Raw genomic sequence first — 24508 nt, forward strand, 5'->3', positions numbered from 1 at the left:
GGGAGGCCGGCTTTTCCGACCTTCTTCCGGCACCTCCTAAGCCTCTTCTCCGGGGCGTCAGAGGTCGTGGGAGAGGGGAGCGGGCACGGCCGCCGAGAGGTCATAATCGCCCCAACGCTCGGCGATGTAGTCGAGCGTTGAGAACAATTCGTCGATGTCGAGCGAGGTGACGAGCTTCAGCCGTGTCGACTTGAAGTCGGGCAGCCCCTTGAAGTAGTTGGTCAGGTGGCGTCTCATTTCGAGAATACCGACATGATCGCCCTTGATTTCGAGCGACTTGTGCAGGTGCTCCTTGGCGATGGCCACACGTTCCGAGACCGACGGCTGGGGCATCACCTCGCCCGTCGCGAGAAAGTGCTTGATTTCGCGGAAGATCCAGGGCCGTCCGTAGGTGGCACGGCCGATCATCACGCCGTCGACGCCGTAACGGTCGAACATCTCCCTGGCTTTGGGGCCCGAATCGACGTCGCCGTTTCCGATGATGGGGATGTGGATTTGGGGGTTGTTCTTCACGGTTCCGATGAGGGTCCAGTCGGCCACGCCGCGGTACATCTGGGCTCGGGTCCGGCCGTGAATGGTCAGGGCGGCGATGCCGACATCCTGCAGACGGAGGGCGATCTCCTCGATGTTTTTCGAGGTGTCGTCCCAGCCCAGCCGGGTTTTGACGGTGACGGGGGTGTGGACGGCGCGGACGATCTGCCGGGTCATTTCGACCATCAGGTCGGGCGTTCGCATCATGCCCGAACCGGCGCCTCGGCCGGCGATCTTCTTGACCGGACAGCCGAAATTGATGTCGATGATGTCGGGGCCGGCGGCTTCGGCCATACGTGCGGCCTCGACCATGGGTTCGATCAGATGTCCGTAAATCTGAATGCCGACGGGACGTTCTGCGTCGTCGATTTCGAGTTTTTTGAGCGATTTTGCGGCGTCGCGGATCAGTCCGTCCGAGGAGATGAACTCGGTGTAGACGACGTCGGCGCCGAAGCGCTTGCACATGTATCGGAACGAGGGGTCGGTGACATCCTCCATGGGGGCGAGCAGCAGGGGCTGTTCGCCGAGTTCCAGATCAGCTATTTTCATGCTTCCTCTTCGGTGGTGGGTTTGTGGTATACGACGAGGATCTTGTCGATTCGGGCACCGTCCATGTCGACGATTTCGAAGGTAAATCCCCGCCATTCGACCTTTTCTCCGGTCGAGGGGATGTGTCCGAGCAGATCGAGGATCAGGCCGCTGAGGGTGTTGTATGCGTTCGACGGGATATCGTCCTCGATTCCGTATGCGGCCAGGAAGTCGTAGAAGGGGCACTGCCCGTCGATGAGCGAGCTGCCGTCGTCGCGGCGGACGATGTCGGGCTCCTCGCGCGGATCGGGCAGTTCGCCGACCAGGGCTTCGAAGATATCCTTCAGGGTGATGATTCCGCGCGTAACGCCGAATTCGTCGCAGATGATGCCGTATCCGAGTTGTTCGGATCGGAGCTGTTCGAGGGCGTTGTAGACTTCGAACTCTTCGTGGAAGAACTTGCCTGGGGTCAGGATCTTGCGGATGTCGAAACCGGGCTCGTTGAGGTGGAGGAAGAGGTCCTTGAGATAGACCACGCCGAGCAGCTTGTCGAGGCTTCCGTCACCGACGGGATACCGGTTGTGGGGGGCTTCGGCGACGATCCGGTTGATCTCGTCGACGGACATTGCCACGTCGATCCAGGCGATTTCGCTGCGATGTGTCATGATCGACTCGACGGTCCGGTCACCGAGCGAGAAGACGCGACCGACGATCTGCTGTTCGACCTCCTGGACCTCGCCGTCCTCGGCGCCCTCCTGGATGATCGATCGGATTTCGGCTTCGGTGACCTTGCTTTCGGCCTTCTGGAGCCCGAGCAGACGGGTTACTGCGGCGGTGCTTTTTGCGAGCAGCCAGACGAACGGCGAAGCGATCGTGGAGAGCGCGCCCATGGGTCGGGCGAGGATCGATGCGGCCTTTTCGGCGGCATTCATGCCGATACGCTTGGGGACGAGTTCGCCGAAGATGATGGTCAGATAGGTGACCAGGATGACGATGACGACCTGCGCGATGGCCGTTGCCGAACGCAGCGAGAGCCCCAGGCGTGCGAGCTGTTCGCCGAAGCGTGCGGCGAGTGTGTCCCCGGAGTAGATACCCGTGAGGATTCCGATCAGCGTGATTCCGATCTGTACGGTCGAGAGGAAACGGTCGGGATCCTTTGCCAGCCGCAACGCCTTGCGGGCACCCCGGCTGCCCTGCCGGGCCTGCATTTCGAGGTTGGACTTGCGGGCGGAGACGAGGGCCATTTCGGACATGGCGAAGATGCCGTTGAGCAGGATCAGCAGGGCGATGATGAGGATTTCCATGATCGGATAAGGGGTGATTCGATGTGCAAAGATAATGGAAGTCGGGTGAAAAGCCAAAAGAAAGGGGCGGAAGGGATTGGTAATTCGATGAAAAACGTTAAATTTGCGGTCAAAATCGGACAGAGAAATGAATATTGAAAGTTATCTTACGGAAGCGGTTCGGCGGTCGGTCGAGGCGCTGTACGGTCCGCTGGGCGACGAGCAGCTGCAGCTTCAGAAGACGCGGCGGGAGTTCGAGGGCGACTATACGCTGGTCACGTTTCCACTGCTGCGCCGGAGCCGGAAATCGCCGGAGGCCACGGCGCAGGAGATCGGCGAGTACATGACGGCCAACGTGCCGGAGATCCGCTCCTGTAACGTCATCAAGGGCTTCCTGAATCTGGTGCTGGATGCGTCGTTCTGGAAGGGTCGCTTTACGGATCTTGCCTCGGACGAGCACTACGGCGAGGCGCCGTCGACGGGTCGGACGATCATGATCGAGTACTCGTCGCCCAATACGAACAAGCCGCTTCACCTGGGCCATATCCGCAACAATCTGCTGGGCTATTCGGTGGCCCAGATTCTCAAGGCCAACGGCCACACGGTGATCAAGGCCAACCTGGTGAACGACCGCGGCATCCATATCTGCAAATCGATGCTGGCGTGGAAGCTCTACGGCGGAGGCGAGACCCCCGAGTCATCGGGCATGAAGGGCGACCACCTGGTGGGCAAATACTACGTCGAGTTTGACAAGCACTACAAGGCGCAGATCAAGGAGCTGATGGCGCAGGGGCAGAGCGAGGAGGATGCCAAGAAACACGCACCGATCATGCTTGAGGCGCAGGAGATGCTGCGCAAGTGGGAGGCGAAGGATCCGGAGGTCTACGCGCTGTGGGAGAAGATGAACAGCTGGGTCTACGCGGGTTTTGACGTGACGTACAAGGCGCTGGGCGTCGATTTCGACAAGGTCTACTACGAGTCTCAGACCTACCTTCTGGGCAAATCGCTTGTTGAGGAGGGTCTGAAGAAGGGGGTCTTCTACCGCCGTCCGGACAATTCGGTGTGGATCGATCTTCGCAACGACGGACTGGACGAGAAGCTGCTGCTTCGCGGCGACGGCACGTCGGTCTACATGACGCAGGATCTGGGTACGGCCTACCGCCGTTTCGAGGACAACAAGCTCGACGACATGATCTACGTGGTGGGCAACGAACAGAACTACCACTTCCAGGTGCTGAAACTGGTGCTGAAGAAGTTGGGCTACGCCGAGTGGAGCGACCACATCACGCACCTGTCGTACGGCATGGTGGAGCTTCCCGAGGGGAAGATGAAGTCGCGCGAGGGCACGGTGGTCGATGCCGACGACCTGATCGCCGACATGGTGAAGACGGCGCGCGAGATGTCGGCCGAGCTGGGCAAGCTGGACGGCTGCACGGAAGAGGAGGCCAATGCCGTCTCGACGATGGTGGGCCTCGGGGCGCTGAAGTACTTCATCCTGAAGGTTGACCCGAAGAAGACGATGCTCTTCGATCCGCGCGAGTCGATTGACTTCAACGGCAATACGGGTCCGTTCATCCAGTATACGCACGCGCGGATCTGCTCGGTGCTTCGCAAGGCAGCGGAGAGCGGGGTAGAGGCATCGCGTGAGATTGCCCCTGAGGTGACGCTGCTTCCGGAGGAGATCGACCTGGTGAAGATGCTGACGGAGTACCCGGCCACGGTGAAGGCCGCCGGGGAGAACTTTGCGCCGTCGCTCATCGGGGCCTACGTCTACGACCTGGCCAAGCAGTTCAACGGCTACTACCACGACCACTCGATCCTTAAGGAGGAGGATGCCGCCACGCGGTCGATGCGCCTGGCGCTGGCCGCACAGGTGGCCCGCGTAATCCGTAAGGGCATGTCGCTGCTGGGCATCGACGTTCCGGAGCGCATGTAGTCGTGGCGGGTAGCCAGGGATGGGTGCCCCCCCCGGGGCGACTGGGACAGGGGTCTCGAGGATAAGCCGCATCCAGTCTCCATCCTGCGGACAAACCCCGTAACGAGAGAACGAAACGGAGGTTCCGAATTTCGGGACCTCTGTTTTTTTGTGTCCGGGCTTTGGCGTGGCAACCGATGCCAGGGGTTTTGTGGTACGAAACTTGTGAATGGGAGTGTTCGTAAACCAACACTCAACAAACGTGAAAACAATTGTATCAACCATCGCACTGTCGGTTGCGATGATGGGCGCTGCCGGAGCGACGGCGCAGACGGCGGTCAAGGCCACGATTCCAGCCGCCGATACCGTGATGTTGTCGGATCGGGTCGAGGGCGACTACCAGGTTCGGCGTTATCTGATCCGCAGCATGTCGGATGTGGACTATTCGGTTCTTTATCGGATCAGCGTGGCGAAGCTCAATGCGGCCCTGAAGGGCAATGCCCAGGCGCTGAGTGAGCTGAACAGCTTCGTGGAGGGATTGATGCAGGACACGACGCGTCGGGTCTGCGAGGTGATCATCACGGGCTATGCCTCGCCGGACGGCAGTGTGGCCTATAATGAGAAGCTGGCGGCTCAGCGGGCGAATGATTTCAAGGCGTACGTTGACGGCAAGTATAACTTTTCGAAGCATTATAACGTAACGGTGAAATCCGTAGCCGAGGATTGGAAGACGACCCACGCAGCGATAGCCTCGTCGTCGGTTCCCGATCGCGCGATGGTTCTCGGGATCGTCGACGGGACGCAGCCGCCGATGGCGAAGGAGCAGGACTTGAAGCGCAATCCGGCGGTCTGGAACTACCTGGCCGAGGAGATTCTGCCACCGATGCGGCGTGTTGAGGTGATGATCGGCTACGCGACGGATCGGGTTGTGGAGGAGCGTACGCTGATCAAGAAGCCGGCTCCGGCGCCGAAACCGGCAGCTCCGGCACAGGATTACGTGGTGGTTGAGGAGGATGTGAACGGCGTGATTGTCGAGATGCCCGACAAGGGGGAGGTTCGCAAGGCGGTTCGCGAGGAGACACACGCCGTAAAGAAGGATTCGAAGGCGGCCGTACGACAGGCCAAACGGGATGCACGTAAGGCGGCCAAGATTGCCCGGGCACAGGAGAAGGCCGCGAAGAAGATTGCCAGGAAGGAGGCCAAGGCAGCCAAGAAGGCGGCCCGAGCCACGGGCAAGACCTATAAGGAGCTCGAGAAGATGTGATGGTTCGGAGTTCTGCGTTTGGAGTCTGATTCCCGGCGTTCGGTTTCCGAATTCCGGTTCTGTTTCCCGGTTCCCGCCCCTCGTTCCCGCCCCTCGTTCCCGCCCCTCGTTCCCGCCCCTCGTTCCCGCCCCTCGTTCCCGCCCCTCATTCCCGGTCCTCGTTCCCGCCCCTCGTTCCCGGTCCGGATCCCGATTCCAGATCCTCGGCCCCTGGAGACTGACCCTTCGAAGCCTCGATGCGGGCCTTGCGATATCTTTTCAGCCCGGAGAGTTATTCCGGCCAGCCTGTTTTCCGACCGACTGACAGCCGAATGGAGACCCGACCTGAACAGGCCGGGTCTTTTGTGGTTGGTTTTCTGTAGGGTAGGGCAATAGACAGCAAATCGGGGGAAAAGGTTTGTTAATCCGAAAGGAATTGCTACCTTTGTCGAAGCAAAAATTCTAAAACCGAGATACAATGGCAAATTTACGTGTCCTGAAGAAGGAGATCGACTACCGCCTCGAGGAGGTTGTATTCGACTGCGACATGGCAATCTGTTTTCAGCCTTCGAAGGAGAAGGAGATCTTCGAGGTGATGCAGGAGGCAGTTTCCGTTCGCAACGATCTGTTCGTCAAAGCGATGAACCCGGCCGAGCCTCATAATCGTTCGTTGGTCCGCAAGCACTACGCGGCGCTTCGGGCCGAGATGGAGGATTCATTTGGCAAGTTGTTCGAGAAACTGAGCGCGATCAACGGCGCCAAGTAGCCGTTCGATTGCCGGAGGATGCCGGAGCAGAGCCGGCCGACGATAAGACAGGGAGAGCATCCGTTGGGATGTCCTCCCTGTTTGTTTTGCAGGGGCTGCATCCACCTTGGAAGCGTCAATGCCGGCTTTAGTCGTAATACGGTGATTCCCAGTGGTATAGTCGAATTACGGTGACTGCCGGGCCTATTCGTGGTCGGAGCAGCAGTCGCCGGGGTGGTGCTCCAGGACGGTGTGCGGAATGGTTCCGTGGGTGATCAGCTGAATCGGGCAGTCGTAATTGTGCAGTTGTTCGGGAGTAAGGATGTTCGAGTGGTGCCGATGTACGTGTCGGTTGACGCAAACGATCTGCTTGACGACGCTGGAGATGGTTCCGATGTCGTGCGAGACCATGACGATGGCCATGTGGCTGTTCAGCTCTCGGAGCGTATTGTAGAGCTCCTTTTCGAAGCGGTTGTCGACGAAGTTCGTGGGTTCGTCGAGGATCAGCAGGCGGGGTTCGGAGATGATGGCGCGGGCAAGCAGGGCGCGTTGCATCTGCCCGCCGGATATCTCGCCGATGGGGTGGCGGGCCACGTTTTCGAGTCCTGATTGTGCGATCAGCTCCATGGCCCGCAGTTTGTCTTGCCGGGAGTATCGCGACCGGAATCCGTGATGGCCTTGCAGCCCGGATAGAACGACCTCGAATACGGAGATCGGGAAGGCGCGGTCGAAGTGTGCGATCTGGGGCATGTATCCGATCAGCCGTTCGCGACCCCGGAAGAGTTCCGGAGCATATTGAATGACTCCGGAGTAGGGTATAGCCCCCAGAATAGCCTTGACGAGGGTTGTTTTACCGCCGCCGTTGGGTCCGATGATCCCGAGGAAATCGCGGTCGAATATTTCGAGGTTGACATGCTGTAGCGCCTCATGGCCGTCGTAAGCGACCGAAACGTCGTGTAGAGAGACCAGGGTCATGGCAGGGTGATTAAGTCGGTGATTCGGTCGATATTTTCGATGACCTGTTCCTCGAGGGGGTCGATTTCGATGTATCGGGCCTGCATGTCACGGGCGATGACCTCGACGACCGACTCCGGGAACTGATTCTGATAGAATATCTTGTTGATGCCGTCCTGCCGGGCCTGGCGGATGATTCCGGCCAGTCGTCGGGCCGAAGGCTCCTTGCCTTCGGATTCGATGGCGACCTGGCAGATTCCGTAATCGCGGGCGAGATAGGTGAGAGCCGGGTGGTAAATGATGAAGTATTTGAGTCCGCTGCGATTGATTTTTTCGCGGACGCGCTCATCCGACTTTTCGATTTTCTGGATCAGCCGTTTGTAGTTTTCTTCATACTTGATGGAATCCGGATAGGCAGTCCGAATGGCGTCGAAGGCATTTTTTGCCATGATTTCCAGTGCTTTCGGCGATGTCCAGATATGCGGATCGACGCCATGCGCATGGCTGTGTTCCTCCGGGCGGTTTGCAGTCAAGCCCTCGTTTGCCACGGCATCGGTTGCCGAACGGTTTGTGACGTGAGTACAGGACCCCTCGATGAGTTGAATACCCCGACTGAGGTTTACGATCTTGTCCTTGTCCTGAATCTTGTTGATCAGCGAGTTTTCGAAGTCGATCAGGCCTACGCTGAAGATCATCCGGGCTTTGTTTATTTCGACGAATTGCCTGGGAGTAGGTTCGAAGGTTTCGGGGCTGGCGCCTTTTGGGACGATGACCTGGATTTCGAAATCGTCTCCGACGATCTGTTCGACGATGCTTTTCAGGGGCAGAATGGATACACAGAACGCTCTGTTCTGAACCGGTTCCCGGGTCGAGCAGGCCATGCAGAGTGCGAGTGCAGCCAGGAGGATTGTAATTTGTTTCATACTTTTTAGCGCGGGGGAGTCGGGAATTTCGACTCAATTTCTTCCCGCAAAGGTAATAAATAATGGAGTGAATTGTGCAGCCTGGGGTTTTCGGATTGGTTTCGTCCGTACATTTTGCCGTAATTATCGCATCCAAAAGTTGCTTTTTTGGAGGGTAGGGGAGTTCCCTTCTCTGCTTGGTTACGTCTTTGTTTGCAGGCCTGCGATCCGGATAGCCGGCTGGACATTTGATTGTTTCAAGTCCGACCGTGTTTTTTACGTTCTTCCTTGAAGATTCCTGCCAATATGCGAGAGCCGAAACTCCTGATTTTTAGATCGGTCGAGCGATGACCCGGATACGACTGCGATCACTTATGTTGTGAAGAGTTTGTTTCGCCGCGTTTAGTTCGTCGATTTTTCACATTCTGAGGGGCAAGGTACAAGTCAGCTTACGGACTGCATTTCGTCATTTGTCGTATTTTGTCTGTGTGGATTTACCGGGCGCAGATTCTTTTGTTCCGAACCGTATTTTGTCTGTACGAATTTACGGGCACAGATTCCTTAGTTGCTGAGTAGCCTCGTAATTGTCCTGATTAGCATTATTATAATTCGCTCCGTTCGTAACCTGACCGCTGATCGGAGGCCAGCCAGCTCGTAAATTTCGTGTTAATCGTTAGACAGTCTGTTTCCTCTTATTGTAATTTAACATAATATAAATATTATTTCATACCTTTGCAACAGGGCCCTCAATGGCTCGCGGATCATCCGCCGGATGCGCGTCACCGGCTACCGGATGATCAACATATCGTGTCGATCGACCGGCTACGATGTTGTCACGGACTCCTACGTGCGCGGCATCGACGAGGCGTGCGTGGATGGTACGGGACGCAACTTTTTGTGTGCGTTTTGGCATTTTCTGGAGGTTTCATGCCCATCCATCGAGACGAAAGGCAATGATGCTTCCAGCCACCGTTCGACTATGTACATTGTGCGAGTTCGGATGCCGGTGACTCTTCGGATGGACGGTCACGGATGGACGGTCACGGAAGCCATGCATTTGTTGCCATTTGAGAAAAAGTCGCGAACGATCCACAGATTTATTCGCAACCTGGCTGCTGATTGAGGCCAGCCCCAGTCTGTTTTTCAGAGTGTGCGTTTTTCCGGGAATCCGAAGTCATCCGGAGTCGTCCAACCTCAGCCTCATCAAAGCCCGTATCTTCACTTACGTACGCAAACAACCCATGGCACAAACAGCGCTTAATTATACGCTCTGAGAGTGCCGTATTTGGGAACGTGTGTATGAGCGGTCAGTTTTAGCGTATTCTCGCGCACCTTCGCGGAATGACACCCCGTGTGCTTCCGGTTGGACCAGATTTCCTTTCCGACGACGTTGCGGCTCTTCTTTACCGGCTTCCGTGTTAGAGGTTGGCCGGAGTATAGGTTTCGAAGGTTTGATCCTCGTAAAAGATGACGATCCGTTTTATACCGGCTTTCGAGAGATTGCCGGTCGTCGGAATGTTCGATGCGACCGGATGACCACCGATTGCAGATTCGGGGAGGGCCGTATTTCCAGGCGATGTAATTTTGGGAGTCCCCGACTTGCTGCTGCCATTTGACGTATTTCCAAACAAGGTATTGTCCAGATTGTTTTTCTCCGCTTGGGTTTTGTCGGTCGGAATTCCCGAAACGGGATTGGGGATTTCGGATCGGTAGATCTGGTTTGAATCGAGCAGGAGCCAGTCGGGATTGATTCTGGGGAAACGCCGGAGGATTTTCTGGAGCAATTCGAAACTGGGTTTGTTCCGTCCGGCGAGAATGTGGGAGATTCCTGCCGGATTGATTTCGAGGATTTCAGCGAGCTGACTGGGTCTCAACCCTTCGCGATTCAACAATTCGAGCAATTTCTCCTTCATCTGCTTAATTTTTTACAAATATAAACACTTTTCTTTTGTAAAACAAGAATTTTCTACATTTGTAAAATGTTAATAAGTGTTGATAGAGTTTACAAAAGTAAAATTGAAAATATGGTAAAAAATCAGCTCTGCTTTTATTTGTTATTTTACTTTAGGTAAATAGTTGTTATATATTGATAATACGCAATTTATTAGCGATTTTTTCATAGAGTTATCTCTTATGGCGCACCCAGTTGCAATTAACCTCTCTACTGCTATATTTTACTTTATATATTTCATGTAAACAATTGATTATCAACGTGTATTCTGTGCACAATTTAATATTTTAACCAAGTGTTCCGCGGTCTTGCCTTGTCATTTATCACCTGCTCCCCTATTATTTACAAAAATAACAATTAACAACCTGAACGCAGCTTGTTAATTGACAAGTGTAATTACATTTGGAAAACAGACTGCTTTTGTCGGTTTACAAATGTAAATTTACAGCCCTTTCCGATGAATTTTGAAGTAAATTTTTCATATTCCGAATCCTCGTAAATCAATTTAGTTAACAACTCTTGTTTTACGCTACATTATGTTAAATAAAAATGAGCCGGGCAGTGTTTACAACACGCTACCCGACTCATTTACAGAGTTTTTTCTATTTGTTAACAGTCTTTTATTTGGCGAGTTTTTCGGCGATTTCGTGGAACTCTTCTGGCGTCAGTTTGAGCTTTTCGCGGTGGAAATCGACATCATTTTCGCTCTGCATGGGGATCAGATGGATGTGCGCATGGGGAACTTCGAGGCCCAAGACGACTACAGCGACCTTTTTGCAGGGGAATTCGCGACGGATTTTGGCGGCCACCTTCTTGGCGAACACCATCATGCCGCCGAGCGTCTCATCGTCGAGATCGAACAGATAGTCTATCTCCTGCTTCGGAACGACGAGCGTATGTCCTTTAGCCAGCGGATTAATGTCCAGAAAGGCGTAATAGCGGTCATCTTCGGCCACTTTGTACGAGGGGATCTCCCCAGCGATGATGCGTGAAAAAATTGTTGCCATATGCTTCGATTTAATGGTTTTCTCCTATAAAACGCCCTGTTGGCTAGAATGGTGCCATTGGCTTGTCATCCGACGGCGTGCCAGCCCCCACGAGGTCGCTTGTGAAGACTCATCTTTGATTGGCCGGATTGAACTCCTCATCAAATTTGGGTTTCAGAATTTCGGAGTAGATGACCGCACGGCGCAGATCAAACTCTTCCACCATTTCAGCGAGGCTGTCCGGAGCAGGAGCGCTGTTCTGAGCCCGTTTTCCCTGTTTAGCACCTCTTCGTTCATTTCGGACGGTTGATTGGCTGCTCAGTCCCGTGAGTGGCGTAAAAGAGGCCGTTTGGGGCTCTTCTTCCGTGTCGAGATCGGAAGCCGTGTCGAGATCGGAAAAGTACTCTTCGGAGAAAATCTCCTCCAGACTCTGGCATTCATCGGTGAAAGTCTCGGATACGGGATGTTGATCGCCACTCTTTCCGTCCTTCTGCCGATTGTTGCCCGGGTTGCAAGTTTCCTGTACGGTCGGATGAATGCTCGATAAGGGGGTGTTTTTCTCCCGATTCGGCCTCCTTCTGCCTCCGTTCACCGATTGAGCCGTTTCAGCCGACGGAGCCGTTTGGGCGGGCGTTTCAGGACGGGTGTTGGCCGTCGGGACGGACGGCTTCGTATTATCCTCTTCGTCCCAGGGTATCGAAGGCCAGGCCTCACCGTGTTGCGGAGGGGGATTTCCGCCCTCCTGGCGGGCTTTGCGGGCTTTGCGGGCTTTGCGGGCCTTGGATACGTAGCTATTGACCATCGCTCCGACGATGATCACGATCCAGAGTATGGTTAATGTGTCCATTACGGGGTCAGTTCATGGTCCGTTTGATGGTTTCTATTCCTTTGATCTGGCGCAGTTTGTCCATGACGGCATTGAGACTCTCGGCATCCTTCACATAAAGGCTGACGCTGCCTTCGAAAATTCCGTCGTGGCTGTGGATGTTGACCTCGCGGATGTTGATGTTGAAGTCGTTTGTGACGACTTTGGCCAGGTCGAGCAGGAGCCCCTGCCGGTCGATTCCGCGCAGTTCGGTGGTTACCAGGTAGGACATGGCCTTGTGCTGTGACCATTTGATCTCCTCCTTGACGATATTTTTGCCATACTGGGCGGCCAGCCGGTTCAATTCGTCGCACGTGGCCTTGTGGACGATGATCTTGCCGGTTGCGGGATCGCGGTATCCGATGACCTTGTCGCCGGGGATAGGCTTGCAGCACTCGGCGATTTCGAACTGTGGTTCAGCCGAGGCATCCGACGTCGATGAAGGGGTGATCTCGCCGTCGGTCTGCGTCGTATCGTCCCCCTCGTCCTCCTCCTTCTTGGGGATAAAGAGGGTCCAGAACTTGAGTATTTTGCTTTTGGCGTTGACCTTGAGGGCCTTGTCGAGATTCTCAAGCGTCACGATACCGGCTCCGATTTTGCTGTAGAGCTCCTCTTTGTTGCTGCAGTCGTAAATGGGGACGATTTTGCGCAGGACGCGTCCGCTGAGCTTGACGTTCAGGGATTTCATCCTTTCGTCGAGCATCTGCATGCCGCGCTCGATGTTGTTCTGGCGCTCGCGCTTGAGGAAGCTCTTGATGGCCTGCTTGGCCTTGGCCGTGGTGACCACATCGAGCCATTCGGGTTTCGGACGGGCCGTGTCGGCTGTGATGATCTCGATCTGATCGCCGCTGTTGATCTGCGTGGTGATGGGCTCGAGCTTGTGGTTGATCTTGGCGCTGATGGCGTTGTTGCCGATCTTCGAGTGAATATCGTACGCGAAGTCGAGGGCCGTGGCGCCGTAGGGCATTTTCCGAGCCTCCCCTTTCGGTGTAAATACCACAATCTCTGACGTATACAGCGATAACTTGAAGTTATCCAGGAAGTCGACGGCATTCTCCGTCGGGCTGTTCAGCGCCGCGCGGATCTGCTTGAGCCACTTGTCGAATTCGTCCTCGTCCTGCGAGATGGTGGCGTGTTTGTATTTCCAGTGGGCGGCGAAACCGCGCTCGGCGATATCCTCCATGCGCTGGGTGCGGATCTGCACCTCGACCCAGACGCCGTCGGGTCCCATGACCGTCGAGTGCAACGCCTCGTATCCGTTGGCCTTGGGCATCGAGATCCAGTCGCGGAGCCGGTCGGGCTTGGGGGTGTAGATGTCGGTGATGGTCGAGTAGATCTGCCAGCACTGGGTCTTTTCCGAGGGGAACGGCAGGGGCTTGAAGACGATCCGGATGGCAAACAGGTCGTAAATCTCCTCGAAGGAGATCTGCTTGCGCTGCATCTTGCTCCAGATGGAGTAGACGCTCTTGACGCGGCCCGAGATCTCGTAGTTGATGTTGTCGCGGTTCAGGGCGGCAATGATCGGGGCGTTGAACTTGTCGATGAACTCCTTGCGGGAGGCCTCGCTCTCCTGGAGTTTGCGGGTGATCTCGGCATACTGCTGTGGGAAGCGATACTTCATGCAGAGATCCTCCAGCTCGCTTTTGATCGAGTACAAGCCGAGGCGATAGGCCAGCGGCGCGAAGAGGTAGATGGTCTCGCCGGTGATCTTGATCTGCTTGTTGAGGGGCATCGAGCCGAGGGTTCGCATGTTGTGCAGCCGGTCGGCGATCTTGATCAGGATGACGCGCACATCGTCCGAGAGGGTCAGGAGCACCTTCCGGAAGTACTCGGCCTGCTCGGAGGTGTCGGCGTTGAAGACGCCGGACATTTTGGTGAGCCCGTCGACCATCGAGGCGATCTTGGGACCGAAGATGCGCTCCATGTCCTCGACGGTGTACTCCGTATCCTCGACCACGTCGTGCAACAGGGCGGCGACGACGGATTTGACGCCCAGACCGATCTCCTCGATGACGATCTTGGCTACTGCAATAGGATGCAGGAGATACGGTTCGCCGGAGCGGCGCCGTACCCCCTCGTGAGCCTCTTTGGCGAGGAAAAACGCACGTTTGATCAGATTCCAGTCCTCATCGTTTTTGCAGATTCGGGTACAGGAGAGCAGCAGATCGTCCCATTTTTCCTTGATCAGGGCCTCATCCTCGGCAGTATATCCCATAGGCTACTCCTTTTTGGGGTTTTTCAGAGCTTCGCGGACCTTCTGTTCGATTTCGTCGGCGAGCTCCTTGTCGTTTTTGAGCAATTCCTTGACGGCATCGCGTCCCTGGCCGATCTTGCGATCGCCGTACGAGAACCACGAACCGGCCTTTTTGATGATCCCGTAGTCGACGCCCAGGTCGATGATTTCGCCGATCTTGGAGATACCCTCACCGAACATGATGTCGAACTCGGCGCGTTTGAACGGGGGTGCCACCTTGTTCTTGACGACCTTGACCTTCGTACGGGTACCCAACTGCTCTTCGCCGTCCTTGATGACCGACATGCGGCGGATGTCGATCCGCACCGAGGCGTAGAATTTCAGGGCGTTACCGCCCGTCGTGGTCTCGGGGTTTCCGTAAACGACGCCGATCTTGTCGCGCAGCTGGTTGATGAAGATGCAGACGGTCTTGGTTTTGGAGATGCTGGCGGTGAGTTTACGCAGGGCCTGGGACATGAGTCGGGCCTGCAGACCCATCTTCGAGTCACCCATTTCGCCTTCGATTTCGGCCTTGGGGGTCAGAGCCGCCACGGAGTCGATGACGATGATGTCGATGGCGCTTGAGCGGATCAGCGAATCGGCGATTTCGAGGGCCTGCTCGCCGTTGTCGGGCTGCGAGATCAGCAGGTTGTCGACATCGACGCCGAGTTTCTGGGCGTAATAGCTGTCGAAGGCGTGTTCGGCATCGATGAAGGCGGCGATACCGCCGGCCTTCTGGGCCTCGGCAATGGCGTGGATGGCCAGGGTGGTTTTACCCGAGGATTCGGGACCGAAGATCTCGATGACACGCCCCTTGGGGTAACCGCCGACGCCGAGGGCCATGTCCAGAGTGATCGAGCCCGTGGGGATGACCGGGATGTCGTTGACCTCGGTGCTGTTCATGCGCATGATCGAGCCTTTTCCGAAGTCCTTCTCTATTTTTTGCATCACCGCGTCCAAAACCTTGAGTTTGTCCGCGTTAACAGGTACTTTTTCTGCCATTTTGTGTATAGGTGTTACTTTGTTACTTTTCTTTGTCTTTTTTGTTCGGTCCGGCCGACTTTCCTGCGGCCGGGCCATTCGCGAAGGCCGTCTACCCTTTCCTTTGTGTCCGGTAGTCTTCCTGCGTCCGGTTGTCCGTCTCCGGTGATTGGCTACCCCTTCCTTTGTGCCCGGTTGCCTTTCCCCCTCTCTCCGGTGATTGGCTACCCCGTCCTTTGTGCCCGGTTGCCCCCCCCCGGTGATTGCCCCTCCCCCTCTCTCGATACCTCTCCTTGGGGCCCGGTTGCCTATTGCCGCTTTTCCTGCCTCATGTGTTCGAGCGCCTTCTCGGCCGGCGTGCGGTCGTCGGTTTTCATCCGCAGCGGAAAACGGATGTTCCGAGCATCGAGTTCCCGATCGGGATAGGGACTCCAGTTCCCGTTGTTGCCGATGCTGAAGCGCCAGTCACCCACGTCAATTCCAGGGTCGGTCGGCGTGCTTCTACCCTGCTCTGTCCGGCTCTCCAGCGCCCTTTCGCGGGCCCTTTCGCGCATGGCGAGATGGATTTTCCGCCGGGCCCTCTCGATGGGGTCGACCTCCAGACGCAGCCACCCGATATTTTCATCGAGCGGCTCCACGCCGAACGAGATGGCTCCATGCGGGATCCCGATCTGGGGGAAGCTCCTCGTTGCGGGACCTTCGCCCGGCCGCAACTCCTGCCCGTCGCCCGATATCGGGGTGGCGATCAACAGCAAGGCAGTCAGGACGATATGTCGCGCAGCGGGCATTGCTTCGGTTATTTGTAGGCGTCGACGATCTGCTGATAGTGATTCTTGGTATCGACCTTTGTGAAGACCTTTTCGATGCGGCCTTCGGCGTCGATGATGAAGGTCGTGCGCAGCACGCCCATGTATTTGCGTCCGTACATCGACTTTTCGGCCCACACGCCGAAGGCTTCGCATACCGAGTGGTCGGTATCGGCCAGCAGCGTGAAGTTCAGGTCGTGCCTGGCACAGAAATTCTGGTGCGAGCGTTCGCTGTCGGGGCTGACACCGATGATCCGGAACCCCATGCGGGCGAGCTCCTCCTTACCGTCGCGGAGGCTTTTGGCTTCGAGCGTACACCCCGAGGTGTTGTCCTTGGGATAGAAGTAGAGGATTGTCCGCTGTCCGCGCAGGTCGGCAAGCGTCAGAGTCTCACCATTCTGCGTGGTGGATCGGAAATCGGGGGCCATATCCCCGGGTTGCAAGGTTGTCATAGGTCTTACCGAGAAAAAATCAGTTGTTCAAAGGTAGGAAAAATTCTGGTTATTTCCGTGCTTTTCGGGGCGAAAAATTGGCTCAGTCCCACTGATAGGTCACTTCGATCTGCTCTTCGAACTCCTCCTGCGAGGCGTTGAGCCGGCGGTGGCAGGCCGGGCAGCGGATGGCCGTTTCGGTCTCGACATACTCGCCGCAGCCGACGCACATCGGCAATACCCCGTAACCGGGCTGCATGTAGTGGTCAAACCGGGCACCGCAGTGCTTGCATCTGATTTTGTAGGCTGTTCCCATAATCGTAAGTTTTTATTGGTTCACGATGCAAAGGAACAGTCTGCGAATGACAGGTTGTGACACATCAATGGTGAGGGCCGAATTTTTTTCATCCCGTCCGGGTCAAGGCGCAAAAAATCGGTCGAGACGCCCGGATCCGGTCTACATGAAAGCCGGTTTTCAGTCCTGACGTGATTCCGCCAGGCTCCGGAACCTGGCGGTTTCTCCGCTATGTCCCGACCCGGACGCTTCCGGCGTGGGATCTCCGCACCAGCGGAATACTCCGGAGCTTTTCAGTCTGACCGGCAGCGTGTTTCAGCCGGTCTGGACCCTACTTCTCAGCCGCTTCCGGCTCCTGAATCGGACGCAGTTCGCCCGTGGTGGAGTCCATGATGTAGCCCTTGACGACGATGTCGCCGGGGACGAGCGGGTGGTTGCGCACCAGATCCACGGTCTCCAGCACGGCGGCTTCGGTATCGTCGAAGCCGTGAAGCCACTGGTCGAGGTCGATTCCGCAATGCTTCATCAGCGAGATATGGTGCTCGGGGATTCCGCGCTGCTTCATCAGGTGCTGCATCTCGGCGCTGTCCATGCCCTGCACGCCGCAGTTGGTGTGTCCGATGATCATCACCTCGTTGACGCCCAGTTCATAGATCGCCACGAGCAGGCTGCGCACCGTGCTGTCGAAGGGGTTGGTGATCGTTCCGCCGGCGTTCTTGATGATCTTCACGTCGCCGTTCCGCAGCCCGAGGGCCGCCGGGAGCAGCTCCACCAGCCGGGTGTCCATGCAGGTGACGATGGCGATGCGTTTGTTGGGATATTTGTCCGTGATGAATCGTTCGTAACCCTTTTCGGCGACGAAACGCCGGTTGTATGCGAGAATTTCGTCGATCATGTCGTTGTTGTGTTATTTCAGATTTCTGGCTATGTATGTTTTGATGTATTCGGTCAGTTCGGGGGAGTCGACGATGCGGATGTCGTCGAGCAGCCCCACGACGAAACGCCCCACGCCGGCCATTCCGGCCACCTCGGTGTCGAGCATCCAGCGTCCGCGACCCAATGGCCGGATGTCGCGTTCGGCCAGCGGATACTCCTCGCAGAGAAGGTTGTAGGCCAGCAGTCCGAGTTCGAGCCGCACGCGGTGGCGCTGCTGGCCGTGGATGCGGAAGATGTCGATGAACCCCTCCTCGTGCTGCGCTTCGTACTCCCAGGGCGAGTCGGCGAGTTCGACCTCGCCGATTCGGGCCGTCTTGAAGAGTTTGTTCGAATGGCTTTCGGGGTCGTAGCACCACACCTGCACGTAGTTGGTCGTAAAGGCGAAGGGTTCGACCCTCCGGTCGCGGACCTCGCCGCCGTGGCCCGACTGGTAGCCGTGCAGGACGGCCTGGCGGTGCTCCTCGATGGCCTCGATCAGACGGTGGATGTTCGGGGCGTTCTTGCCGCGCACGACCGTATCGGCCAGCGAGCGGTTGTCGTAGACCGAGTAGAGTTTTCGTTTGAGGTTCTGCTTCAGCAGGTTCGTGTCGTCGATGTTCTCGATGGCCCGCTTCAGGATGACGGCCTCCTCCTCGGTAAAGTGGACCAGCTGGGAGATGTCGCGGAAATGGGGGGACTCCTTGTCCAGGCGGATGCAGTCGCCCGACTTCTTGATGACGAAGCCCGCTTCGCGGAAGGTGTCGATGTATCGGTAGACGGTCCTGCGCGACATGGCGAGGCGTTCGGCCAGCTGGTCGACGTTGTAGGTGGTGTTTGCCGTGAGCATCTTCATAAGGCGCAGCAGCCGTTCGAGCTTGGGTTGATCCATGCGGGTGTCGTTTTTACCGGGTAAAGATATGGAAAAACCGCAACAATAAAGTTGCGGTTTGCTCTTTTTTTCTCCATTCGGAGCCTTTCTGGCGCCCACTTGCCCCCCCCCTCCCGACTTATTGGGCCAGGGCGCGCTTTTCAATCTCCTCGACCTGACGGCGGAAGGTCTTGTCGGTCTCCATGAGGTTGGTGACGGCCTTGCAGGAGTGCAATACCGTGGCGTGGTTGCGGCCTCCGATGGCCGATCCGATGGCCGTCAGCGGGGCCTTGGTGTGCTGCTTGGCCAGATACATGGCGATCTGGCGAGCCTGGGCGATCTCCCGCGTACGCTCGGTGGAGTTGAAGCGGTCGTGATCCAGATTGAGGTACTGGCAGACCACGTCGATGATGTGGTCGATGGTGATCTCCTTCTGGTTGATCTTGACGTAGACCTTCAGGATCTCCTTGGCCAGCGACGTGGTGATCTTGCGTCCGAGGAACGAGGCATTTGCCACCAGCGACGACAAGGCTCCTTCAATCTCCCGCACGTTGGCCGAGATGTTGTCGGCCAGGTAGGTGACGACCTCGTCCGAGATCTGGGCGCCGAGCTTCCGGGCCTTGGCGCGGATGATCTTGAGTTTGGTGTCGTAATCGGGTGTGTTGAGCTGTGCGGACAACCCCCACTTGAAGCGGGTCAGCAGACGCTGTTCGATATCCTTCAACTCGACGGGCGGCTTGTCCGACGTGAGGATCAGCTGCTTGCCGGCCAGCTGCAGGTGGTTGAAGATGTTGAAGAAGGCGTTCTGCGTACCGGTCTTTCCGGTCAGTTCCTGGATATCGTCGATGATCAGCACGTCGATCATCTGGTAGAAGTGGATGAAATCGGGGATTTCACCATTCTTGTAGGCGGTTTGGAACTGGGCCTGGAACTTGTTCATCGAGACGTAGAGGACCTGCAGTTCGGGATGACGTTCGCGCACCTCGTGGCCGATGGACTGGACGATATGGGTTTTCCCGAGCCCCGAATCACCATATATATATAGGGGATTGAAGGGGTTGTTTCCGGGGTTGACGGCGACGGACATGCCGGCCGAGCGGGCCAGGCGGTTGCACTCGCCCTCGATGAAGGTGGCGAACGTCAGGTTGGGGTTCAGCTGGGGATCGATAACGATCTTCTTGAGCCCGGGAATGACGAACGGATTTTTTATATTTGCGGTGTTCGTCTGCGTATTGAACTGGGCGATGGCCGTTGTGTCGGCATCGGCGGCTACGGGGACGGACTGCGAGGCGGCGCGAGGCACGGCATAGTGAAGCCGGGTCTGCTGGCCGTAGAGCTGCGAGATGATGGGCCGCAGGAAGGGGATGTAGTTCTTCTCGATCTGGCGGACGTAGCTCTCGTTGGGCACCCTCAGACGGAGCGTCGTGCCGTCGAATTCGAGTGGCACGATGGGCTGGAACCACTTGCGAAACTCCTCTTCGGAGGTCTGGGCCTTGATTCGGTCCAGGCAGTGTTGCCACGTATCGCTGTATGTCTGCGAATTGTTAAACATGTCCAAGGGTTGCACTATTTTTGACACGACAAAGTTGTGAATAATTTTGTAAAAAGATTCTCGAAATTGGGTTGCAAATCTCCTTTTTTTATATATAGAAAAACAACGGTTTCCGGAGATCGAAATTTAACTTGTTGATATTGAATTATCGAATTTTATTTGTTATATTTGCATATAAAATTTTTGGGACAGCCAAGATCAAATTTATAAATAAAACCAATAAAACTATGGCAAACGAACTGGAACAGTTGGTTCTGAAAAAAGCGCAGTCGTGGCTTGACGGACACTACGACGACGAGACGAAGAAGCAGGTCAAGTATTTGATGGACAATAATATGAATGAGCTCATCGAGAGCTTCTACAAGGACCTGGAATTCGGAACGGGCGGTCTGCGCGGCATCATGGGCGTGGGCTCGAACCGTATGAACGTCTATACGGTGGGTACCGCCACGCAGGGGCTTTCGAACTACCTGAAGAAGAACTTCGCGGGCGAACGGATCCGCGTGGCCGTGGCTCACGACAGTCGCAACAACTCCCGTCTTTTCGCCGAGCGCGTGGCCGATATCTTCGCCTCGAACGGCTTTGATGTTTACCTCTTCGACGCCCTGCGTCCGACCCCCGAACTGAGCTTCGCCATCCGCGAGTTGAAGTGCCATTCGGGCGTGGTCATCACGGCCTCACACAACCCCAAGGAGTACAACGGCTACAAGGCCTACTGGACCGACGGTGCGCAGGTCACCCCGCCGCACGACAAGAACATCATCGCCGAGGTGGAGAAGATCACTGACATCGATATGGTCCTCATGGGCAAGAACCCCGAGAACATCCATATCCTCGACGAGAAGTTCGACGAGATCTACCTGAATCGCATCCACGAGTTGTCGCTTTCGCCCGAGAGTATCCGGAAGTACCACGACATGAAGATCGTCTACTCGCCGATGCACGGCGCGGGCGTGCGGCTGGTTCCGGCGTCGCTCAAGAAGTTCGGCTTCACGAACGTGATCATGGTCAAGGAGCAGGCCGTTATCGACGGCAACTTCCCGACCGTTGAGTCGCCGAACCCCGAGGAGCGCAAGACGATGTCGATGGCCATCGAACTGGCTGCCAAGGAAGGGGCTGATCTGGTACTGGCTACGGACCCCGATTCGGACCGTATCGGCGTGGCGCTGCGCAACAAGAAGGGCGAGTACGTGCTGCTGAACGGCAACCAGACGCTGGTTCTGCTGATGAGCTACCAGCTGACGCGCTGGGCCGAGCGTGGCGAACTGAACGGCAACCAGTATGTCGTCAAGACGATCGTGACGTCGCAGATGGCCAACGCCGTGGCCGAGCACTTCGGCGTGAAGTGCTACGACTGCCTCACGGGCTTCAAGTACATCGCCAAGATCATCCGCGAGAACGAAGGCAAGGCGAAGTACATCGGCGGCGGCGAGGAGTCGTTCGGCTACCTGGCCGGCGACTACGTGCGAGACAAGGATGCCGTATCGGCCTGCTCGCTGGCGGCCGAGGCCGCAGCCTGGGCCATGGATACGATGGGGCTGACGCTCTACGAGTGGCTGCAGGAGCTCTACGTGAAGTACGGCTTCTACCGTGAGGGGCTTGTCTCGGTGGTCCGCAAGGGCAAGGAGGGGGCCGAAGAGATCCAGCAGATGATGGTGAACTTCCGTTCGAACCCGCCGAAGACGATTCTGGGCTCGCCGGTGGTGAAGATCAACGATTTCCAGACGCTGGAGACGACCGACGTGAAGACGGGCGTGAAGACGCCGATCGAGCAGGATCGCAGCAACGTGCTGCAGTGGTTCACCGAGGACGGCACGAAGGTCTCGGTACGCCCGTCGGGTACGGAGCCGAAGATCAAGTTCTACTTCGGTGTGAAGGCTCCGCTGGCATCGGTTGCCGACTACGACAAGGTGCTCTCCGAGCTGGATGCCAGGATCGAGGGCATCAAGAAGGATCTCCATCTGGAGTAATCCGCAGGGGGGCAAGGCAGACAAGAGTGGACAGGCCAGACAAGGGGCAGGTCAGGGATCGTGCTTCGCTCTCCCTCCGAATGTGAAATACAATCCGAAACCCCGGACATCGCGGGGCGGAGAAAAGAGAGGGGCTTTCCGTGAGGAAAGCCCCCTTTTTCTGGCTTTCCGGATACGGGCCGGACGCGGATTCACCCGTCGGAACCCAGAAAAGTTCCCGCAGCCCCTAACACCCGGTTCTTAACCGGGCTCTAAACCCCGGCTTTTAGCCGGGCGTTGTGGAGGTGACGTTCGCTGTCGCGTGCGGTTTTCTTGGCGAAGTTGGCCTCGACGGCGGCCGTAAGGTCTACGCCCGTCTGGTTGGCCAGACAGACCAGCACCCACAGCACGTCGGCCATCTCGTCGGCCAGATTGGCCTTCTCGCCCGCCTTGAACGATTGGTCGCCGTAGGTGCGGGCCATGACGCGGGCCAACTCCCCCACCTCCTCCGTGAGGCAGGCCATGTTTGTGAGTTCCGAAAAGTAGCGTACGCCGTATTGTTTGATCCAGGCGTCGACCCGTTCCTGCAGTTCCTTGATTTCCATAACCGTATATCGCTTTTTTGAGTTTGTTCAGAAAGCTCCGGCAATACCGGAGAGACCAATGAGACCCGGCGGTCAGTTGACCCGGATGAGATTCAGCCCGTCACGCAGCGGGACGATGACATTCTCCACGCGGGGATCCTCGACCACCAAGCGGTTGAACTCCATGAGGGCCTGCGTGTGGCGGTCGCCGTGGGCGACGGGTTCGACGACCTTCCCCGACCAGAGGATGTTGTCGGCAATGAGGACCGAACCGCTGTGCACCAGCTTCGGGGAGCCGTTGTCGCCCATCAGCATGCGGTAGTAGTCGGGATATTCGCGCTTGTCGCCGTCGATGAAGACCAGATCGTAGACCTCGCCCAGCCGGGGAGCTACGTCGAGGGCCGATCCGATGAGGAAACGGATCTTGCGGCCGTGGGGCGAGCGGTCGAACCACGATTGGGTGAACTCTTCGAGTTCGTCGTCGACCTCGATGGTGTCCAACCGGGCTTCGTCGTCCAGACCTGCGGCCATCGAGAGGGCCGAATAGCCCGTGAAGGTGCCGATTTCGAGCACCCGCCGCGGACGGATCATCCGCACGAGCATCTCCAGCAGCCGGCCCTGAATGTGGCCCGACAGCATGCGGGGGGCCACGGCCCGCAGATTGGTTTCACGGTCCAGTTCGTGCAACAGCTCCTCCTCGGGAGCCGAATGTTCGTGTACGTATCGTTCGAGAGCCTCCATAATTATCTGTATATGAGCCGCGACATCTTTGAGAAGAGCTCCTCGGCCACCTCGGTCAACTGCGAGGCCGTCAGGGCTCGGATCTTGGTGTAGACCTGCTCCATGGTGTCGACCTCGTCGTGGCAGAGCAGGCTTTTGCCGGCGCTGAGCATGTAGCTTTCGTTGCTTTCGCTCGAGATGGCCAGCTGGGCGATGAACTGCTTCTTGGCCATCGAGAGCTGACGGGGCGAGAGGGGTGTGGTGCGCAGTTTGTGCAACTGCTCCTCGATGAGTTCGATGCACTGCGCGGCATTGGCGTGCTCCGAACTGAAGTAGATGGCCACGATCCCCGTGTCGCCGTAGGGGGTGTAGGAGGCCTCGATGTTGTACGATAACCCGTGGCGTTCGCGGATGACCATGTTGAGCAGCGAGTTGGCGCTCGGTCCGCCGAGGATGTTGACCAGCAGGGCCAGGGGCAGTCGTCGCTCGTCGGCGATGTCGTAGGCGCGGCAGCCGATGATGCAGTGGGTCTGGTGGGTGTGGCGTGCGATGCTCTTCTCGAAGGGGGTACATGGGGTTGGGGCTACCCTTTCGCCGCGGCACAGGGTCGATGCCTCGCCGCCGAAGTAACGTGCCGCGACGGCCTCGGCCACCCGGGGCGAGAAGTTGCCGATCGACGAGAAGACCATGCGGTCGGTGGTATGCATGCGCCGCGTGAAGGCGCGGATCGCCTCTCCGTCGTAGCGGGCCAGGGCGACCTTGCGGCCCAGGATGTTGTGACCGAGCTGCGAACCCTCGAACAGCAGATCCTCGAAGGTGTCGTAGATCAGGTCGGCGGGCGAATCCTTGTAGGTGTTGATTTCGTCGACGATCACCTCCTTTTCGCGCTCCAGCTCGCGGTTGGGGAAGGTTGAGTGGAAGGCGATGTCGGCGATCAGTTCGGCGGCCTTGGCGAAGTCGCCGCGGAGCGTCGTGGCGTGGATTGTCGTATCCTCCTTGGTGGTGAAGGCGTTCAGCTCGCCGCCGAGGTTTTCGAGGCGGCAGTTGACCTGCCAGGCGCGGCGGCGTTCGGTTCCCTTGAAGAAGGCGTGTTCGGTGAAGTGGGCCAGCCCGTACTCCGAGGGGAGTTCGTCGCGGCTTCCGGCGCCGATGACCAGCGCGCAGTGGGCCACCGATCCGTGGACCTGGCGGTGGATGCCGCGGATTCCGTTGGGCAGCGTGTAGGTATGGAATTCCATCATGAAAGTTCGCTATGCGTGTCATTGCGACGC

22 protein-coding genes are annotated in these 24508 nt (G+C 57.1%); 4 read left to right on the forward strand and 18 right to left on the reverse strand.

Annotated features, from left to right (window positions below):
* Positions 1–57 precede the first annotated feature (57 nt).
* A complete protein-coding gene (gene dusB / locus PUQ42_RS01105; protein ID WP_273370178.1) occupies positions 58–1080 on the reverse strand; it encodes a tRNA dihydrouridine synthase DusB in 1023 nt (340 codons plus the stop codon).
* Entirely contained in the window at positions 1077–2363 is a 1287-nt protein-coding gene (locus PUQ42_RS01110; protein WP_273370179.1) for a hemolysin family protein, read from the reverse strand. Before PUQ42_RS01110 ends, dusB begins: the two co-directional genes overlap by 4 nt.
* 127 nt (positions 2364–2490) lie before the next feature.
* On the opposite strand from PUQ42_RS01110, the gene argS reads away from it, so the two are divergent.
* The 3 genes from argS (at position 2491) to PUQ42_RS01125 (ending at position 6266) form a co-directional block, all read left to right on the forward strand.
* A complete protein-coding gene (gene argS, locus PUQ42_RS01115) occupies positions 2491–4278 on the forward strand; it encodes an arginine--tRNA ligase (RefSeq protein WP_273370181.1) in 1788 nt (595 codons plus the stop codon).
* A 241-nt stretch (positions 4279–4519) separates the two neighbouring features.
* The gene (locus PUQ42_RS01120; protein WP_273370184.1) at positions 4520–5521 is read left to right on the forward strand and encodes a hypothetical protein; all 1002 of its coding nucleotides are present in this window, start codon (positions 4520–4522) and stop codon (positions 5519–5521) included.
* A gap of 457 nt (positions 5522–5978) precedes the next feature.
* Entirely contained in the window at positions 5979–6266 is a 288-nt protein-coding gene (locus tag PUQ42_RS01125; protein ID WP_087404000.1) for a hypothetical protein, read from the forward strand.
* Positions 6267–6449: 183 nt separating this feature from the next.
* Here PUQ42_RS01125 and PUQ42_RS01130 read toward each other — a convergent pair whose 3' ends face one another.
* The 13 genes from PUQ42_RS01130 to dnaA all read right to left on the reverse strand — a co-directional run bounded on the left by PUQ42_RS01130 (position 6450) and on the right by dnaA (position 19984).
* The gene (locus PUQ42_RS01130) at positions 6450–7220 is read right to left on the reverse strand and encodes a metal ABC transporter ATP-binding protein (RefSeq protein WP_087403999.1); all 771 of its coding nucleotides are present in this window, start codon (positions 7218–7220) and stop codon (positions 6450–6452) included.
* The gene (locus tag PUQ42_RS01135) at positions 7217–8122 is read right to left on the reverse strand and encodes a metal ABC transporter solute-binding protein, Zn/Mn family (protein ID WP_273370186.1); all 906 of its coding nucleotides are present in this window, start codon (positions 8120–8122) and stop codon (positions 7217–7219) included. Before PUQ42_RS01135 ends, PUQ42_RS01130 begins: the two co-directional genes overlap by 4 nt.
* A 1397-nt stretch (positions 8123–9519) precedes the next feature.
* Positions 9520–10014: a helix-turn-helix transcriptional regulator gene (locus PUQ42_RS01140; RefSeq protein ID WP_122120668.1), complete on the reverse strand. Its 495-nt coding sequence runs from the start codon at positions 10012–10014 to the stop codon at positions 9520–9522.
* Positions 10015–10672: 658 nt separating this feature from the next.
* Entirely contained in the window at positions 10673–11059 is a 387-nt protein-coding gene (locus tag PUQ42_RS01145) for an HIT family protein (protein ID WP_273370191.1), read from the reverse strand.
* 109 nt (positions 11060–11168) lie between these two features.
* Positions 11169–11885, reverse strand: coding sequence for a hypothetical protein (locus tag PUQ42_RS01150; RefSeq protein ID WP_273370194.1), 717 nt, complete (start codon positions 11883–11885; stop codon positions 11169–11171).
* A gap of 7 nt (positions 11886–11892) precedes the next feature.
* A complete protein-coding gene (locus tag PUQ42_RS01155; protein ID WP_087309232.1) occupies positions 11893–14118 on the reverse strand; it encodes a RelA/SpoT family protein in 2226 nt (741 codons plus the stop codon).
* Positions 14119–14121: 3 nt separating this feature from the next.
* Positions 14122–15138 carry a recombinase RecA gene (gene recA / locus PUQ42_RS01160; RefSeq protein ID WP_122120670.1) on the reverse strand — a complete coding sequence of 339 codons (1017 nt, stop codon included), beginning with the start codon at positions 15136–15138 and terminating at the stop codon, positions 14122–14124.
* Between the two features lie 287 nt (positions 15139–15425).
* Positions 15426–15905, reverse strand: coding sequence for a hypothetical protein (locus tag PUQ42_RS01165; protein ID WP_273370200.1), 480 nt, complete (start codon positions 15903–15905; stop codon positions 15426–15428).
* Between the two features lie 8 nt (positions 15906–15913).
* Positions 15914–16375, reverse strand: coding sequence for a thioredoxin-dependent thiol peroxidase (bcp, locus tag PUQ42_RS01170; protein WP_273370204.1), 462 nt, complete (start codon positions 16373–16375; stop codon positions 15914–15916).
* A gap of 82 nt (positions 16376–16457) precedes the next feature.
* Positions 16458–16670 (reverse strand): hypothetical protein, encoded by a 213-nt coding sequence (locus tag PUQ42_RS01175; protein WP_087309236.1) that lies wholly within the window; start codon positions 16668–16670, stop codon positions 16458–16460.
* Between the two features lie 310 nt (positions 16671–16980).
* Positions 16981–17544 (reverse strand): beta-class carbonic anhydrase, encoded by a 564-nt coding sequence (locus tag PUQ42_RS01180; RefSeq protein WP_087403993.1) that lies wholly within the window; start codon positions 17542–17544, stop codon positions 16981–16983.
* A gap of 12 nt (positions 17545–17556) precedes the next feature.
* Entirely contained in the window at positions 17557–18453 is an 897-nt protein-coding gene (locus PUQ42_RS01185; protein ID WP_087309238.1) for a helix-turn-helix transcriptional regulator, read from the reverse strand.
* A 118-nt stretch (positions 18454–18571) separates the two neighbouring features.
* Complete coding sequence (dnaA, locus tag PUQ42_RS01190) at positions 18572–19984, reverse strand: chromosomal replication initiator protein DnaA (RefSeq protein WP_273370208.1); 1413 nt, start codon at positions 19982–19984, stop codon at positions 18572–18574.
* Positions 19985–20211: 227 nt separating this feature from the next.
* Here dnaA and PUQ42_RS01195 point away from each other — a divergent pair, with 227 nt between their 5' ends.
* Positions 20212–21954: a phospho-sugar mutase gene (locus PUQ42_RS01195; protein WP_273370211.1), complete on the forward strand. Its 1743-nt coding sequence runs from the start codon at positions 20212–20214 to the stop codon at positions 21952–21954.
* Between the two features lie 251 nt (positions 21955–22205).
* Here the strand turns inward: PUQ42_RS01195 and PUQ42_RS01200 are convergent, their stop codons facing one another.
* The 3 genes from PUQ42_RS01200 to PUQ42_RS01210 all read right to left on the reverse strand — a co-directional run bounded on the left by PUQ42_RS01200 (position 22206) and on the right by PUQ42_RS01210 (position 24475).
* Positions 22206–22538, reverse strand: coding sequence for a nucleotide pyrophosphohydrolase (locus PUQ42_RS01200; protein WP_273370213.1), 333 nt, complete (start codon positions 22536–22538; stop codon positions 22206–22208).
* Positions 22539–22610: 72 nt separating this feature from the next.
* Positions 22611–23258: an O-methyltransferase gene (locus PUQ42_RS01205; RefSeq protein WP_273370215.1), complete on the reverse strand. Its 648-nt coding sequence runs from the start codon at positions 23256–23258 to the stop codon at positions 22611–22613.
* Between the two features lie 2 nt (positions 23259–23260).
* Positions 23261–24475 carry a M16 family metallopeptidase gene (locus PUQ42_RS01210; RefSeq protein ID WP_337956011.1) on the reverse strand — a complete coding sequence of 405 codons (1215 nt, stop codon included), beginning with the start codon at positions 24473–24475 and terminating at the stop codon, positions 23261–23263.
* Positions 24476–24508: the final 33 nt, after the last annotated feature.

Source organism: Alistipes megaguti (assembly GCF_944320325.1).
GTDB lineage: Bacteria > Bacteroidota > Bacteroidia > Bacteroidales > Rikenellaceae > Alistipes > Alistipes megaguti.

Excerpts from the sequence above, each read along its gene's own strand:
- dusB (WP_273370178.1), bottom strand. The coding sequence starts at position 1,080 with ATGAAAATAGCTGATCTGGAACTCGGCGAACAGCCCCTGCTGCTCGCC.
- PUQ42_RS01110 (WP_273370179.1), bottom strand. The coding sequence starts at position 2,363 with ATGGAAATCCTCATCATCGCCCTGCTGATCCTGCTCAACGGCATCTTC.
- argS (WP_273370181.1), top strand. The coding sequence starts at position 2,491 with ATGAATATTGAAAGTTATCTTACGGAAGCGGTTCGGCGGTCGGTCGAG.
- PUQ42_RS01125 (WP_087404000.1), top strand. The coding sequence starts at position 5,979 with ATGGCAAATTTACGTGTCCTGAAGAAGGAGATCGACTACCGCCTCGAG.
- PUQ42_RS01130 (WP_087403999.1), bottom strand. The coding sequence starts at position 7,220 with ATGACCCTGGTCTCTCTACACGACGTTTCGGTCGCTTACGACGGCCAT.
- PUQ42_RS01135 (WP_273370186.1), bottom strand. The coding sequence starts at position 8,122 with ATGAAACAAATTACAATCCTCCTGGCTGCACTCGCACTCTGCATGGCC.
- PUQ42_RS01140 (WP_122120668.1), bottom strand. The coding sequence starts at position 10,014 with ATGAAGGAGAAATTGCTCGAATTGTTGAATCGCGAAGGGTTGAGACCC.
- PUQ42_RS01145 (WP_273370191.1), bottom strand. The coding sequence starts at position 11,059 with ATGGCAACAATTTTTTCACGCATCATCGCTGGGGAGATCCCCTCGTAC.
- PUQ42_RS01150 (WP_273370194.1), bottom strand. The coding sequence starts at position 11,885 with ATGGACACATTAACCATACTCTGGATCGTGATCATCGTCGGAGCGATG.
- PUQ42_RS01155 (WP_087309232.1), bottom strand. The coding sequence starts at position 14,118 with ATGGGATATACTGCCGAGGATGAGGCCCTGATCAAGGAAAAATGGGAC.
- recA (WP_122120670.1), bottom strand. The coding sequence starts at position 15,138 with ATGGCAGAAAAAGTACCTGTTAACGCGGACAAACTCAAGGTTTTGGAC.
- PUQ42_RS01165 (WP_273370200.1), bottom strand. The coding sequence starts at position 15,905 with ATGCCCGCTGCGCGACATATCGTCCTGACTGCCTTGCTGTTGATCGCC.
- bcp (WP_273370204.1), bottom strand. The coding sequence starts at position 16,375 with ATGACAACCTTGCAACCCGGGGATATGGCCCCCGATTTCCGATCCACC.
- PUQ42_RS01175 (WP_087309236.1), bottom strand. The coding sequence starts at position 16,670 with ATGGGAACAGCCTACAAAATCAGATGCAAGCACTGCGGTGCCCGGTTT.
- PUQ42_RS01180 (WP_087403993.1), bottom strand. The coding sequence starts at position 17,544 with ATGATCGACGAAATTCTCGCATACAACCGGCGTTTCGTCGCCGAAAAG.
- PUQ42_RS01185 (WP_087309238.1), bottom strand. The coding sequence starts at position 18,453 with ATGGATCAACCCAAGCTCGAACGGCTGCTGCGCCTTATGAAGATGCTC.
- dnaA (WP_273370208.1), bottom strand. The coding sequence starts at position 19,984 with ATGTTTAACAATTCGCAGACATACAGCGATACGTGGCAACACTGCCTG.
- PUQ42_RS01195 (WP_273370211.1), top strand. The coding sequence starts at position 20,212 with ATGGCAAACGAACTGGAACAGTTGGTTCTGAAAAAAGCGCAGTCGTGG.
- PUQ42_RS01200 (WP_273370213.1), bottom strand. The coding sequence starts at position 22,538 with ATGGAAATCAAGGAACTGCAGGAACGGGTCGACGCCTGGATCAAACAA.
- PUQ42_RS01205 (WP_273370215.1), bottom strand. The coding sequence starts at position 23,258 with ATGGAGGCTCTCGAACGATACGTACACGAACATTCGGCTCCCGAGGAG.
- PUQ42_RS01210 (WP_337956011.1), bottom strand. The coding sequence starts at position 24,475 with ATGGAATTCCATACCTACACGCTGCCCAACGGAATCCGCGGCATCCAC.